Source organism: Variovorax raffinosi (genome assembly GCF_051216615.1).
Taxonomy (GTDB): Bacteria; Pseudomonadota; Gammaproteobacteria; order Burkholderiales; family Burkholderiaceae_C; genus Variovorax.
Genome location: NZ_JBPJZR010000016.1, coordinates 1 through 12,255, shown reverse-complemented (window position 1 = coordinate 12,255; position 12,255 = coordinate 1). Strand labels below are relative to the sequence as shown.

Here is a 12,255-nt window from a genome sequence, read left to right as displayed (position 1 = left end):
AGCCCGGCATCGCTCATGCGGGGGATCGCGATGATAGTCCACTTCGCGCCATGTCATCATCCGCAAGAAATTGCGATCGCGGCCAATGCGCCGCGGCTCCTTCATGCCAAGCGCCGCCCCTCTCATTCCTTTGCCCGCGGGCGACATTCACCTCTGGCTCTGCCCCCACGGCAAATCCGACAGCCCCGCGCAGATTGCAGCCTTGCGCGCGTTGTTGACCCCGGACGAGTTGTCGAAGCAGGAGCGTTTTCACTTCGCGAGCGACCGTTACCGCTACCTGCTGACGCGCGCGCTGGTGCGCTCGGTGCTGTCGCGCTATGCGCCGGTGCACGCACATGCCTGGCGTTTCACCGCCGGCCCTTTCGGACGTCCCCGCATCGAAACGCCCATCGTTGATGAGTGCCACAGCCTGGACTTCAACCTGAGCCACACCGACGGCCTCATCGTGCTGGCGCTTGCGCGGCATATCGACCTGGGTGTCGATACAGAAAACGTCGGGCGCAAGGCTGCACTCGACGTTGCCGATCACTTCTTTTCGCCCATCGAGGCCAAGGCATTGGGTGCATTGCCACCGGCTCTCCAACCCGAACGCTTCTTCGCGCTGTGGACCCTGAAAGAGAGCTACATCAAGGCACGCGGCATGGGCCTGCAGATACCGCTCGACAGCTTCAGCTTTGCGCTGGACGACAACGACAGCACCATCGAATTCGCGCTCGCGGATTCGACAGGCGACGACACCGCGCAACGCTGGCATTTCTGGCAGTTCCAGCCGACCCCCGAGCACTTGGTGGCCCTGTGCGCCGCGCCCGAAAAATCGATCACCACACGCATCGTGTGCCGCGAGGTCGCACCGCTGCAATGGGAGAGGCCGTTGGAGGCTTGCGCGATCCGCAAAAGCGCGCCCATCTAAAATCCTGCCCCTCTCCCCGATCCCCTCCCCATGAACATCGTCGTCAACGAAGAACTCAAAGCCTATATCGATCCACTGACTCCGGAGGAACACGAAGCACTTGAACGGAGCATCCTCGCCGAAGGCTGCCGCGACGCACTGGTGCTGTGGGGCGACGTGCTGGTAGACGGCCACAACCGCTACGGCATCTGCAAGAAGCACGACCTGCCCTTTCAGACGGTGCAGAACACGCGCTTCAAGAGCATCGATGACGTGCACCTCTGGATGATCGACCAGCACCTGGGCCGGCGCAGCATCTCGGACTTCCTGCGCGGTGTTCTGGCGCTGAGAAAAAAGGACATCGTCGACGAGCAGCGTGCCCGCGCCTCATCGGCTGAGCAGCCCTCTTCCTCCGACGCACCGTTCGACGTCGACACGCCAGCAGGCGAAGCATCCGCCGACGCCCCCGCCATGCCGCCGCAGGCCCCCATGAACAGCCGCGAAGCCATCGCCAAGGCCGCGCGCCTGAGCAGCAGCCAGGTCGGGATGATCGAGAAAATCCAGAAGCAGGCCGCGCCTGAACTGGTGGCTGCGGTGAAGTCGGGTGTCATTTCCATCAACACCGCTGCGGCCGTCGCAACCCTGCCGGCCGAAGAGCAGGTCTTCGCCGCGAACGCCGGCAAGGACGAGCTCAAGCAGGCTGCCAAGCGCGTGCGCGAATCGAAGAAGAAGCCGCGTGAAGAGTCGCCCGAGGCGGATGCTGACGAATCGCAGGCCAAGCCCGACGCCACCCAGTTGCTGGAGCAGCGCGTGGCCGAACTCACGGTCGAAAACGAAGCCCTGCGCAGGCAAGTGGCCGAGCTGCGGGCGCAACTCGGCCAGTAACGATCTCACTCAGCCTGCGCAGGCAGGCTGCTTAGCGCTTGCTCAGAGCTGGATCTCGCTGATCTTCGCGCCCGACAGCGAGACGCCGGCTTCCAGACCCACGTTGGTCATCACGAAGCCCACCACCGGTTGGCGGATCGTGTTGGTGTCAACGCTGCCGTTGGCACCGATGGTCGCGACAGCCACTGTCGCATCCGCGCCGGCCGTCCAGCCCTTGCTGTTGCGGAACTTGTCCAGCGCCGCCTGCGTGGTGAACAGGTAGACCACCGCCTTCGATTGCGCGCCGGCCTGGAAGCCGATCGAGCCCGCGGTGGTGCTGTAGTACGACTGCGTGCGGCCGTTCACGCGCAACGCGCCGCGGCCATATTCGGCGCCCACGCCCATGCTGGCCCCGACGACGGCGGGAAACACCAGCACGCCACTCGACTTGGCAACCAGCTCGCGCGATCCGGGCACCGAGTCATACAGCCTGGACAACGACGCATTGACCTGGGCATCGATGGATGCGCGCGAGGACGTGCTGCTCGCCTGATCCTGCGGCCGCGTGGTGGTGCAGCCGACAAAGGCAAGGCTGCCGATCACGACGGCGGACGAGAGCGCAAGAGTGCGGAGGTTCATGGTGTTCATGACGAAATCCTTTGCAAAGAACATGGATCGACGAAGAAATCACTGCCATCTGCGGCAGCTGAAACCCATGCTAGTTCCGGGAAACCATGGCAAATCGGACTTGGGGAGTCGGCCTACGTGAAGTCAGGCCGTCGGCGAATGCGTATCCGATGCGCATCGGAAATCGAGCCACGCCTACCTTTCGTAATCTAGTGTTTTTATTTGCAACAAGTGTTATATTTTCGACGTCACACATATTGATAAAACTTTAGTTCTCATTTCGACCCACGCCATGCGCGTTCCATCTTCGAAATTCCCCACAGAGAGCCTTGAGTCGCCATCAAACCGGCTTGTTCGCCCCAAGTTGGTGCTTTTGGTTTCGGGTGAATCTTTCGCCCGGCGCCACCCCTTCGCCCCCATTCGCTGCACGCGCCGGTCATGACCACAGCAGCCAACCCCGCGACCAAAGGCCAACGCGCCTTGCTGAGTTTCAGCGTCGAGGGGTTGCCGCCCCGGGAAGAGCTGCTGTTCAGGTCCCTGGTGCGATTGCTCGACCACCGGACCCATCAACACTGGGCGTGGAAGGCCGGATCGGCCGACCTGCGGGTCGTCGGCGAGCCGCTGGCAGCGGAAGAAGACCCGGCCAAGGCGGTGCCGGTGCTGGCCGTCGGCCTGGTCGACCCGCAGCGCGGCGGCCATTTCCTGGCCTTGCCGCTCCATGCCGACGTGCTGGAGCACACGCTCAACAGCCTGGGCGCCATGGTCGTTCATGCCCGCGGACTGGGCCTGGCCTCGTCGGCCGGACACATCGGGCAAGACGACGAATTTCGCCTGCTGCGCTGGCCGCATGCCGCCCTGCTCGAAGCGCCTCTTCGCATCCGGCTCGCCACGTTGATGACCGGCCGGCCCACCACCCTTCTTCTGCTGCAGCAGCGTTCGGGTTTCGCGCAGCAGGACTGCCTGGACTTCCTGCTCGACCTGCGGCGTGCCGACCTGCTCGAAAGCACCCGCCAGGCGCCGGCCTCCGCGCCGACGCCTGAAGCGCCGCCCGTCGAAAGCCGTCCCGCAGCCTTGGCACGCGACCCGGTGCAGCCCGGCCTGCTGGCCCGCATCCGCAGCCGCCTCGGCCTTTTGCCGACAGGGCACAAATGACCGTCGAACACAAGATCCTCTTCACCGGCACCATGGGCGCCGGCAAGACCACCGCCATCGCGGCCGTCAGCGAGATACCGCCGGTAAGCACCGACGTGCGCAACAACGACGCCTCCGTCGCCAAAGCCACCACCACCGTTGGCCTCGACTACGGCGAACTCACGCTCGACAACGGCGAAAAGCTGCGCCTGTACGGCACGCCCGGCCAGATGCGCTTCGACTTCATGTGGCGCATCCTGGGTCGCGGCGCGCTCGGCGTGGTGATCCTGATCGACAACAGTCGGCCCGACCCGCTGGCCGATCTCGACATCTACCTTGACGGCTTTGCCCAGTTGATCGCGCAGACCTCCTGCGTGGTGGCGGTGGGCCGCATGGAAACGCATCCGAAACCGGGCATCGATGCCTACGCCCGGCACATGGAGATCAAGGGCGTGCTGTGCCCCGTGCTGCCGGCCAACGTCACCGACCCGCCACAAGTCGTCCAGTTGCTGGAGCTGCTGCTGCTTCAACTCGAAACCTGAACTCCCCACATTCCAGAGCAGCCATGAACATAACTCCAAGAATCAAGCTCGCCGCCGAATCCGCCATCGACACGCTGATGCGTGAGATCAAGGGCGTGAAGGCGGTGGTCATTTCAACGGAAGACGGCCTCGAACTGGCAGCCCGCGTGGAGAACACCGCGCAGGTGGCGCGCCTGTCCGCCATCGCCAGTTCGCTGGCCGCGCTGGGTGCCGTCGCGGGCGAAGAGAGCCACCTGGGCGACTGCGACAACGTGACCATCGAGGCCACCCACGGCCACATCCTGATGCTGCAGGCCCGCCACCCCGAGGTCACGCTGATCGTGAGCGTGGTCGCCGGCCGCGACGCCATCATCGGCCAGGTCCTTTACTTCGCGAAGCAGGCGACGCTGTCGCTGCAGAACGCCTGAGCGCGCCGCGCGCCCGACACACCGTTTCGACTCCGGCTGCCGCCCATCTCTTCGCCCGGGTGGCTGCCGACTTTCAGGGGCGAGGGACTAGGAAAGATCTCGATGGCAAATATCAAGCAATCCATGGACGACCTGATGACCTGCGACGGTGCCCTGTGCGCGGCGCTGGTCGATTCGAGCAGCGGCATGATCCTGGGCCAGATCGGCTCGGGCGTCGATCTCGAAGTGGCCGCCGCCGGCAACACCGAAGTGGTCCGCGCCAAGCTCAGGACCATGCGCGACCTGGGCCTGAACGATGTCATCGAAGACATCCTCATCACCCTTGGCAAGCAGTACCACATCATCCGCCCGATGCTGAAGAAGGAAGGCCTGTTCGTGTACCTCGTGCTCGACAAGGCCAAGTCGAACCTTGCACTGGCACGCCGCAAGACGCTGGACGTGGAGCAGGGCCTGACGGTCTGAGAGAGACCGGCAGCCGCAGCCGACCGGATCGTTCCGGGACGGCTGCGGAAGTGAGAGCCGATGGCAGGAAGCGCAGGACCCTGGCAAGGTGCCCGCTTGCTGAAGCGCTTCAGTCCACGGCCATCGTGGACCGCGTCATGACCGCCCGCCGCTCACCGGCTGGCTCTTGCGCGCAATCACCTGCATTTCCACCCACGCTTCGGGCACGGCGATGCCGGCCAGCATGGCCGTGCCGGTCGGCTTGCAGGGCAGCACCTCGGACAGCGTCTTCACCACCGCGCCCAGGTGCTCGGCCCCCGCGACGATCAGCGTGTAGTTGACGATCTGCTCCAGTTGCCCGCCGCAGGCCTGCAGGTACCTGCCGATGTTGCGCACCATCAGGCGGGTCTGGTCTTCGGCGCTGACCGCGAGCTTCTGCGTGTCGTAGTCCATGCCGATGGTGCCCGAGACAAAGATCCATTCGTCGTCGAACATCGCGCGGCTGTAGGGCGCGTTGACGAAGGGCAGGGGAAAGTCGGCGATCTGCATGCGGTGGTCTCTCTTTCTTTCTCTGTAAAAGCAGGGGCCGGCTCAGGGCCGGATCATTTCGCGCACGATGGCGCGGGCGTGGATGTCGGTGGAATCGAAGAGGGGCGCGGGGCACCCGATCCAGGGCCGCACGGCGCTCAGTTCGGTGCAGCCCAGCACGATGCCTTCGGCGCCGCGCGCCACGAGCGCATGGCACAGCGACGAGACCATGGCGGCGTCCGCGCGGTCGACTTCGCCCCGGGCCAGCGGCCCGAAGATCGCCGTGTCGAGCGTGCGCCGCTGCGGCGCATCGGGCAGCACCAGCTCGAAGCCCGCGCCCTCCCCCAGCATCTGGCCGAAGAACGGCGCGTCGAGTGCAAAGCTCGTCGCCAGCAGGCCCAGGCGACGCATCGACGGATGCCAGGCCGCCACGGCATCGGCGGTTTCGCGCGCCACATGCACCAGCGGCACACCCGCCTGCGCCTGCACTGCATCGGCAGCAAAGTGCCCGGTGTTCGCAAGAATCGCGATCAACTCCGCGCCAGCGGCGCGCGCCTGCCGCGCCGCGGCTCCCATCTGCGCGCGCGCATCGTCGCGTCGCCCCGCCGTCATGGCGGCATGGATGCCCGCGAAGTCCAGGCTCACGATCACGCAGCGGGCCGAGTGCAGGCCGCCGAGTTCGCGCTGGATGTGCTCGTTCAACAAACGGTAGTAGCTGAGCGTGGATGGCCACGCGACGCCTCCGATCAGGCCCGCGACTTTCATGGTGCGTCTCCTTCAGTCGAGCTTGAAACCGAGCCGGCGGATCACCGGGCTGTAGCGGGCCAGGTCGCTGTCGATGCGGGTCTTGAGTGCGGCCGCGCCGGTCTGCCCGGCCGGCTCGAAGCCGAAGACCAGCAGTTTTTCGACCACGTCGGGCTGGCGGATGGCCCAGTCGATGCCTTCGCCCATGCGCCTGGCGATCTCGGGCGGCAGCCCCGCCGGCCCGACGACGCCGAACCACACGGAGAAGTCGACGCCCTTGTAGCCCAGCTCGTCGAGTGTGGGCACATCGGGCAGGCCCGAAAAACGCCGGGCTGAGGTCACGGCAAGGATCTTCGCGCGCCCCGCCTTCACGAACTGCACATAGGGCGCCATGCCGTCGAAGGCGGCGTCGATGTCGCCTGCGATGGTGGCCTGCGCCACTTCGGCGCTGCCCTTGTAGGGCACGCGCGTGGTCTCGATGCCGGCACTGCGGTTGAACTCCTCCAGCGCCATCTGCGACAGGATCGCGGCCGCGCCGATGTTGATCTTTCCGGGGTCGGCCTTGGCGCGCTTCACCAGTTCATGCAGATCGCCCACGCTGCCTGATTGGGTGCGTGCGATGACGGCCGTGGGCGAAGTGATCGCCAGCGCCACCGGCGTGAAGTCTTTGCGCGGGTCGTACGGCAGCCGGTTGTAGAGCGAGGGGTTGAGCACGAAGGTCTGGTCGATGGACCACAGCAGCGTGTAGCCATCGGGCTGCGCCTTCATGACCTCCTGCGCGCCAATCAGCGTGTTGCCGCCCGGCTTGTTGTCGACCACCACCTGCTGGCCCAGTTGCGTCTGCAGCTTGGCGGCAATCAGCCGCGCCGCCACATCGGCACCACCGCCCGCCACGAAAGGCACCACCAGGCGGATCGGCCGCGTGGGCCATGCCGAAGAGGCGCCCTGTGCGCTGGAAAGCACCGGAACCAGCCCTGCGAGCAAGGCCAGCTGGAGCCCCAGAAACCGGCAGACACGTCGAGCGTTCATCCATAAACTCCGTTCAAACCAAAGTGTTGCAACGCTAACGCCGCAGGGCAGGGTTTTCTATGCCGATCCAACCGCAGACTGTGCCGATCCAACCCTCCCCGTTCATCGCCGCGCTGCGCGAAGACGACTTCAATGCCGCGCTGATCCGACTGCCCACCGATCGCCCGCTCGCGCTTCCGGCCCTGCACGACGGCGCCAGCCGCGAGGTGTGCTGGCCCCGCGACGGCGGCCGCATCCTGCGGCTGCGCACCTCACCGTGGGAAGGTGCGAGCGCGCTCTACTTCGACTTCCGCCTCAACGACGACCTGCATGTGCAGCTCCCTCCGGGCGACGAGCTGCTGCTGACCTTCTTTCTCTCGGGCCACATCACCGGCAAGATCGGCAGCACGCAGGGCCGGCCGCTGGACTTTCGCGTCGACCGCGCCTTGCTGCGTACGCCGAACCGCGACGGCGGCTACCTCATCCATATTCCCGGCGCCTGCCGCAACAACTTCGTGCAGTTCCGCCTGCGGCGTGAACTGCTGCCGCGCTGGCTGCATGCACTGGGCGTGCGGCTGCCCGCACGGCGGATGAGCGAGCTGGTCGACCGCGACGACGGCCGCGTGCTGTGCAACGCGGCACTCACGCCGCGCGTGCGCGACTGCCTGGCGCGCATCAGCGACGAACCCACCGACCGCCCTGCTTTCGTGCCGCTGTTCCATGCGCGTGCCGCTGAACTGCTGACCTGCGTGTTGCTCGACCTCGACCAGTTGCTGCGCCCTGCACGCTCGGACAACGGCGACGGCAGCGACGCGGCCGCCGCCACGGTGCGCAGGCTGCGCGCGCTGCTCGGCGACGCGCCCGCGCGTGCATGGACCGTCGATGAACTTGCACGGCGGCTCGACCTGCGCGCCGTCAAGCTGCAGGCACATGTGCGAGAAGCCGAAGGCACCACCGTCTACAGCCTTCTGATGGCCGAGCGGATGGCGCTGGCAGCGCGCCTGCTGCGCGACACGCAACTCAGCGTGCAAGCCATTGCAGCCGAAGCGGGGTGGGCCTGCCATGGCCGCTTCACCGCTGCATTCCGTCAGCACCACAGCGCAACACCGCGCGAGTACCGGCTGCGGCAAGCGCCAGCGGCCAACGCCGGAGCCTGACGAACAAGGGCTCTGCCCGGGCTTGGGCAACGCCCTGGTAGGGCATGCAACGCCCTGCAAGAAATCGCAATGTTCATGCAATGCTGATTCATAGCATCGCGGACATGGCGTGGTCGGTTTCGCTCGGCAATTCGCGACCGTGCGCCCACCCTCACAACGCGACCCCATGACACCCAACCCCACAAGCCTGCCGCGCTATTCGAGCGCCGGTGGCTCGTTGACCCGTTCCGGCGCCGAGCCCACCCGCGCACGCACATCGCCGGCAGCCGGCGTTCGCCGCCTTGAACTGCTCGATGCGCTGCGAGGCTTCGCGCTGTTCGGCGTGCTGATGGTCAACCTGCGCAGCTTCTCGCTCTTCGAATTTCTCACGCCTGCGGATCGGAGCGCCCTGCCCACCGCCGCATGGGACCGTGCCATCGAGATGGCCATGGAGCTGCTGGTCGATGCACGTTCGATCACGCTGTTCTCCCTGCTGTTCGGCGTCGGCTTCGCGATGCAGATGCGCCGCTCGACGGACGCAGCGGATGGACCGCGCCGGTACGTCCGGCGCATGCTGGTGCTGCTGGCCATCGGCCTCGTTCATGCGTGGTTGTTCTGGTGGGGCGACATCCTGCGCTACTACGCGGTGTTCGGGCTGGTGCTGCTCGCGTTTACGAGACTGTCGCCGCGCATGCTGGCCGCGCTGGGCGTGTTCGTGGCTGTCGCCATGCCGGTGCTGCTGCAGCCGGTGCTGCCGGGCCACCTGCCGCCGCAGATCAGCCCTGCCCAATCGGCGGCGGGCGCCTTGGCCGCCTTCGGCAGCGACCAGTGGTCCACGATGCTCGACGGCAACCTGACGCGTGACATGCGCATGCGCATCGCCGTGTGGTGGCTGCCGTTGTTCGTCTTCGGGCGGTTGCTGATTGGCGTGGCCATCGGCCGTGCGGGCGTGCTGCAGGAGTCGGTCGCGCATCGGCGCTTCTGGGTTCGCCTGCTGGCTGCGAGCCTGGCCGTGAGTGTCGTTGCGACGGTGCTGCTGCTCCTGCGGGACCACGGCACCACGGGCATGGCCGTCGGGTGGCTGCGAAGCGGTGCGGGCAATGTCGTGACGCGCCTGCTGCGCCACCTCGCGCCGCTGGCGCAGGGCCTGTTCTACATGGCCGCCTTCGTGCTGCTGTTCCAGCGAGCCTCATGGCGCCGCTGGCTGCGCAAGCTCGCGCCCACAGGACGCATGGCGCTGACCAACTACCTCGCGCAGACGCTGTTCGGCCTGGGCCTGTTCTACGGTATCGGCCTGGGCGCCGGGCCGCGCTTCGGACTCGTGGGCGTGGTGGCCTGCAGCGTCGTCATCTTCGGGCTGCAGGCTGCGTTCAGTTGCTGGTGGCTGGCCCGTTTCAGGTTCGGGCCGGCTGAATGGCTGTGGCGCAGCCTTGTCTACGGAAAGCCCCAGCCCATGCGGCTGTTAGCCGCGGCCTGAGCGCCCGGCGGCATGACCGCCCGCGCACACCGGTGCGAATGGCCAGCAGACCTACAAACATTCCCGCGGCCCGATGACCCGGAATTCACGCCGACGCGCTAAGCTGGTGTGCCCGCCCCCCACACCCTGAGGAAAGAACCCATGCCAGCGAACGCGAAAGTCACCGGAAATGTTGAGTACCGCGCCGGAGACGGCCCCTTGATCCTCATTCCCCAAGGACCCATCGAGGTCGAACTCGCACCAGACAGCGCTGTGCTGAGCTGGGGTGACGCCGGCAGCACGCAGACCACCGCGATCCCCATCGCGGAGTACCAGCGCTACCTGGATGAAGGCGTCATCCAGCCCGACTGAGGCCGCTTGGCTTGTGCCACGCCCATGAAAAAACGGCCCCGAGGGGCCGTTTCCTTTTTCTGCACATGCGGCACGGGGCCGCAATGCATTACTTCTTCTTTGCGACCACGGCCTTCTTGGCGGCGGGTGCGGCAGCCTTCTTCGCTGCGGCTGGCTTGGCTGCCGGCTTGGCAGCGGGCTTTGCAGCAGCCTTGGCAGCCGGCTTGGCTGCTGGCTTGGCCGTCACGGCCTTGTCGGCCTTGCGCTTGGCAGCCTTCGGGTCCACGGCGGCCTTGAAGGCAGCGCCCGGCACGAACTTCGGCACCTTTTGTGCGGCGATCTTGATCTTGGTGCCGGCGCTGGGGTTGAAGCCCGAGCGTGCGGCGCGCGCCACTTGCTTGAAGGTGCCGAAGCCGACGATCTGGACGGGGTCACCCTTCTTCACTGCGGCGACGATGGAGCCGGTCACGGTCTCCAGGATGCGCGCGGCTTCTGCCTTGCTGACGTTGTGGGCGGTGACGATTTTTTCGACGAGTTCGATGCGGTTCAACTGAGTTCCTAATAGGTTTAATTCGCCATGTTGCCTATGGCGGCGCAGCAACGAATGCAAGCTGCAAGCGGGGCGGAGTTTATTCGACTGCGCGGGCGTTCATGTAAAGGACGCGATTCAAAGGCCCTTCGAGTCATCGGGCGGGGATCGTTTCGATGCGTTGAATAGATGGCTTTCATTCATCGGAAGGCCTGCAGGAGCCTATCGGATGGAACAGGCATCCTCGAACGCGAGCCGCGGAAGTCTTGGAAAAATCTTGCTCGCGTCACCGTAGCCCAGGTTGCAGAGAAAGTTGACCTGCACGTCGCCGTCCGGAAAAAACAGTCGATTGACCGCCGCTTCGTCGAAGCCGGACATGGGCCCGCAGTCGAGCCCGAGTGCGCGTGCCGCGATCATCAAATAGGCTGCCTGCAGGCATCCGTTGCGAAATGCGGTGGTTGCGGCCAGCGCCGCATCGGCAGCGAATCCGTCGAAGATCGCCGGCCGGTGCGGAAACAACTGGGCCGCACGACGAAAGAAGCGGGTGTCATGCGCCAGCACCGCGGTCACGGGGGCCGACATCGTCTTTTCAACATTGCCGGGGCTCAACGCAGGCAACAGCTTCGTCCTGGCCTCCCGTGAGGCCAGGAAGACCACGCGCAGAGGACTGCAGTTCGCGCTGGTCGGGCCGAATTTCATCAACTCGTACAGCGCTACCAGCGTCGCATCGTCGACGGGCTTGTCCAGGAAGCCGTTCTGGCTGCGGGCCTCCAGGAACAGGAGCTTCAGCGCGCGTTCATCCAACATGCGCGACCTCTCGCTCAGGCGAATCCGCCGCTGGCGACAGCCGCAGCCAGGCCACGGCCTTGATCTCGACGACCATGTCGGGGTGCGGCAACCCACGAACGATGACCGTGGTTCGCGCCGGCCCATCCGCCACAAAGCAGTCGCCGTAAATTCGGTTGAACGCCTCGAAATCTTCGGGGCGCGTCAGGAAGACAGTGATATCGATGCAATCCGCCAGGGTCGCGCCGGCCGACTGAAGAACCTCGGCGACGTTGCGAATGACCCTGCGGGCCTGCACACCCACATCGCGGAGAACCACGCCGCCCTGGTTGACGACCCCGTCGATCGAGCCGTCCGGCAGACGGGCGCTCACCCCGGAGACGTAGATGAATTCACCGGCGCGCCGAAAGCGCGGGTACTTCCCCAAAGGCGGGGGCAAGCTGGATGTGCGCTCGGTGACTGTCATGGCGCGACCATCGAAAAATTCAGGTCGGCCAGGTCGGATGCCAGCGTTCCTGCCCAGTCCTCGGTGGCACTGCGAAGCGGCGGCCTCACGTTGCGCCACCCCGGGTCGCCCATTGCTTCGCCGACCACGTACTTGAGCGCGGGAATCATGGGATGCCGCTGGAACAGCGAACGAACCGCGTTCGCCTCGGCCTGCAGGCCCGCAAAACCATCGGAACCCCATTGCTCGATGGCATTCACGATGGTTCGCGGCTGAACATTGGCCGTCGCGGAAATGCAGCCGGCGGCCCCCAGAGGCAAGGCCTTCTCGAGCAGCGATTCCGAGGCCGGGAAGATCCTGAAGCCGGGGAA

17 protein-coding genes are annotated in these 12,255 nt (G+C 65.8%); 9 read left to right on the top strand and 8 right to left on the bottom strand.

The genetic code is table 11. The features are described from left to right. Positions 1–103 precede the first annotated feature (103 nt). Both ACSFB7_RS32580 and ACSFB7_RS32575 read left to right on the top strand, forming a co-directional pair. A complete protein-coding gene (locus tag ACSFB7_RS32580; RefSeq protein ID WP_435476473.1) occupies positions 104–910 on the top strand; it encodes a 4'-phosphopantetheinyl transferase family protein in 807 nt (268 codons plus the stop codon). A 30-nt stretch (positions 911–940) separates the two neighbouring features. After that, positions 941–1,774, top strand: coding sequence for a plasmid replication/partition related protein (locus ACSFB7_RS32575; RefSeq protein WP_435476472.1), 834 nt, complete (start codon positions 941–943; stop codon positions 1,772–1,774). 42 nt (positions 1,775–1,816) lie between these two features. On the opposite strand, the gene ACSFB7_RS32570 is transcribed toward ACSFB7_RS32575, so the two are convergent. Then, a complete protein-coding gene (locus ACSFB7_RS32570; RefSeq protein WP_435476471.1) occupies positions 1,817–2,401 on the bottom strand; it encodes a BPSL1445 family SYLF domain-containing lipoprotein in 585 nt (194 codons plus the stop codon). Between the two features lie 417 nt (positions 2,402–2,818). Between ACSFB7_RS32570 and ACSFB7_RS32565 the strand changes: the two genes are divergently transcribed. The 4 genes from ACSFB7_RS32565 to ACSFB7_RS32550 all read left to right on the top strand — a co-directional run bounded on the left by ACSFB7_RS32565 (position 2,819) and on the right by ACSFB7_RS32550 (position 4,922). Beyond that, positions 2,819–3,532, top strand: coding sequence for a hypothetical protein (locus ACSFB7_RS32565; protein ID WP_435476470.1), 714 nt, complete (start codon positions 2,819–2,821; stop codon positions 3,530–3,532). Next, entirely contained in the window at positions 3,529–4,053 is a 525-nt protein-coding gene (locus tag ACSFB7_RS32560; RefSeq protein WP_435476469.1) for a GTP-binding protein, read from the top strand. Before ACSFB7_RS32565 ends, ACSFB7_RS32560 begins: the two co-directional genes overlap by 4 nt. A gap of 23 nt (positions 4,054–4,076) precedes the next feature. Further along, positions 4,077–4,460 carry a roadblock/LC7 domain-containing protein gene (locus ACSFB7_RS32555; protein WP_435476468.1) on the top strand — a complete coding sequence of 128 codons (384 nt, stop codon included), beginning with the start codon at positions 4,077–4,079 and terminating at the stop codon, positions 4,458–4,460. A 102-nt stretch (positions 4,461–4,562) separates the two neighbouring features. Then, the gene (locus ACSFB7_RS32550; protein WP_093238857.1) at positions 4,563–4,922 is read left to right on the top strand and encodes a hypothetical protein; all 360 of its coding nucleotides are present in this window, start codon (positions 4,563–4,565) and stop codon (positions 4,920–4,922) included. A 135-nt stretch (positions 4,923–5,057) separates the two neighbouring features. On the opposite strand, the gene ACSFB7_RS32545 is transcribed toward ACSFB7_RS32550, so the two are convergent. The 3 genes from ACSFB7_RS32545 to ACSFB7_RS32535 are packed head-to-tail and all read right to left on the bottom strand — an operon-like array spanning position 5,058 to position 7,202. Beyond that, positions 5,058–5,450 (bottom strand): Rid family hydrolase, encoded by a 393-nt coding sequence (locus ACSFB7_RS32545; RefSeq protein ID WP_435476467.1) that lies wholly within the window; start codon positions 5,448–5,450, stop codon positions 5,058–5,060. Between the two features lie 42 nt (positions 5,451–5,492). Next, complete coding sequence (locus tag ACSFB7_RS32540) at positions 5,493–6,194, bottom strand: aspartate/glutamate racemase family protein (protein WP_435476466.1); 702 nt, start codon at positions 6,192–6,194, stop codon at positions 5,493–5,495. 12 nt (positions 6,195–6,206) lie between these two features. Beyond that, positions 6,207–7,202, bottom strand: a complete 996-nt coding sequence (locus ACSFB7_RS32535; RefSeq protein ID WP_435476465.1) for a Bug family tripartite tricarboxylate transporter substrate binding protein — start codon at positions 7,200–7,202, stop codon at positions 6,207–6,209. A 59-nt stretch (positions 7,203–7,261) separates the two neighbouring features. Here ACSFB7_RS32535 and ACSFB7_RS32530 point away from each other — a divergent pair, with 59 nt between their 5' ends. The 3 genes from ACSFB7_RS32530 (at position 7,262) to ACSFB7_RS32520 (ending at position 10,145) form a co-directional block, all read left to right on the top strand. Beyond that, positions 7,262–8,338, top strand: a complete 1,077-nt coding sequence (locus tag ACSFB7_RS32530) for a helix-turn-helix transcriptional regulator (RefSeq protein WP_435476464.1) — start codon at positions 7,262–7,264, stop codon at positions 8,336–8,338. Positions 8,339–8,504: 166 nt separating this feature from the next. Continuing rightward, on the top strand, positions 8,505–9,794 hold the full coding sequence (locus ACSFB7_RS32525; RefSeq protein WP_435476463.1) for a DUF418 domain-containing protein: 1,290 nt from the start codon (positions 8,505–8,507) through the stop codon (positions 9,792–9,794). Between the two features lie 198 nt (positions 9,795–9,992). Continuing rightward, complete coding sequence (locus tag ACSFB7_RS32520; RefSeq protein WP_435476462.1) at positions 9,993–10,145, top strand: hypothetical protein; 153 nt, start codon at positions 9,993–9,995, stop codon at positions 10,143–10,145. Between the two features lie 88 nt (positions 10,146–10,233). On the opposite strand, the gene ACSFB7_RS32515 is transcribed toward ACSFB7_RS32520, so the two are convergent. The 4 genes from ACSFB7_RS32515 to ACSFB7_RS32500 all read right to left on the bottom strand — a co-directional run. Beyond that, entirely contained in the window at positions 10,234–10,674 is a 441-nt protein-coding gene (locus ACSFB7_RS32515; protein WP_435476461.1) for an HU family DNA-binding protein, read from the bottom strand. Positions 10,675–10,875: 201 nt separating this feature from the next. Beyond that, the gene (locus ACSFB7_RS32510) at positions 10,876–11,460 is read right to left on the bottom strand and encodes a malonic semialdehyde reductase (RefSeq protein ID WP_435476460.1); all 585 of its coding nucleotides are present in this window, start codon (positions 11,458–11,460) and stop codon (positions 10,876–10,878) included. Further along, the gene (locus ACSFB7_RS32505) at positions 11,450–11,905 is read right to left on the bottom strand and encodes a RidA family protein (protein ID WP_435476459.1); all 456 of its coding nucleotides are present in this window, start codon (positions 11,903–11,905) and stop codon (positions 11,450–11,452) included. Before ACSFB7_RS32505 ends, ACSFB7_RS32510 begins: the two co-directional genes overlap by 11 nt. After that, positions 11,902–12,255 (bottom strand): dihydrodipicolinate synthase family protein (locus ACSFB7_RS32500; RefSeq protein ID WP_435476458.1); only part of this gene is annotated, 354 nt, incomplete at its 5' end. The genes ACSFB7_RS32505 and ACSFB7_RS32500, both read right to left, overlap by 4 nt.

Bases quoted from the DNA above. Each gene is read 5' to 3' on its own strand.
- ACSFB7_RS32580 (WP_435476473.1), top strand. From the start codon at position 104: ATGCCAAGCGCCGCCCCTCTCATTCCTTTGCCCGCGGGCGACATTCAC.
- ACSFB7_RS32575 (WP_435476472.1), top strand. From the start codon at position 941: ATGAACATCGTCGTCAACGAAGAACTCAAAGCCTATATCGATCCACTG.
- ACSFB7_RS32570 (WP_435476471.1), bottom strand. From the start codon at position 2,401: ATGAACACCATGAACCTCCGCACTCTTGCGCTCTCGTCCGCCGTCGTG.
- ACSFB7_RS32565 (WP_435476470.1), top strand. From the start codon at position 2,819: ATGACCACAGCAGCCAACCCCGCGACCAAAGGCCAACGCGCCTTGCTG.
- ACSFB7_RS32560 (WP_435476469.1), top strand. From the start codon at position 3,529: ATGACCGTCGAACACAAGATCCTCTTCACCGGCACCATGGGCGCCGGC.
- ACSFB7_RS32555 (WP_435476468.1), top strand. From the start codon at position 4,077: ATGAACATAACTCCAAGAATCAAGCTCGCCGCCGAATCCGCCATCGAC.
- ACSFB7_RS32550 (WP_093238857.1), top strand. From the start codon at position 4,563: ATGGCAAATATCAAGCAATCCATGGACGACCTGATGACCTGCGACGGT.
- ACSFB7_RS32545 (WP_435476467.1), bottom strand. From the start codon at position 5,450: ATGCAGATCGCCGACTTTCCCCTGCCCTTCGTCAACGCGCCCTACAGC.
- ACSFB7_RS32540 (WP_435476466.1), bottom strand. From the start codon at position 6,194: ATGAAAGTCGCGGGCCTGATCGGAGGCGTCGCGTGGCCATCCACGCTC.
- ACSFB7_RS32535 (WP_435476465.1), bottom strand. From the start codon at position 7,202: ATGAACGCTCGACGTGTCTGCCGGTTTCTGGGGCTCCAGCTGGCCTTG.
- ACSFB7_RS32530 (WP_435476464.1), top strand. From the start codon at position 7,262: ATGCCGATCCAACCGCAGACTGTGCCGATCCAACCCTCCCCGTTCATC.
- ACSFB7_RS32525 (WP_435476463.1), top strand. From the start codon at position 8,505: ATGACACCCAACCCCACAAGCCTGCCGCGCTATTCGAGCGCCGGTGGC.
- ACSFB7_RS32510 (WP_435476460.1), bottom strand. From the start codon at position 11,460: ATGTTGGATGAACGCGCGCTGAAGCTCCTGTTCCTGGAGGCCCGCAGC.
- ACSFB7_RS32505 (WP_435476459.1), bottom strand. From the start codon at position 11,905: ATGACAGTCACCGAGCGCACATCCAGCTTGCCCCCGCCTTTGGGGAAG.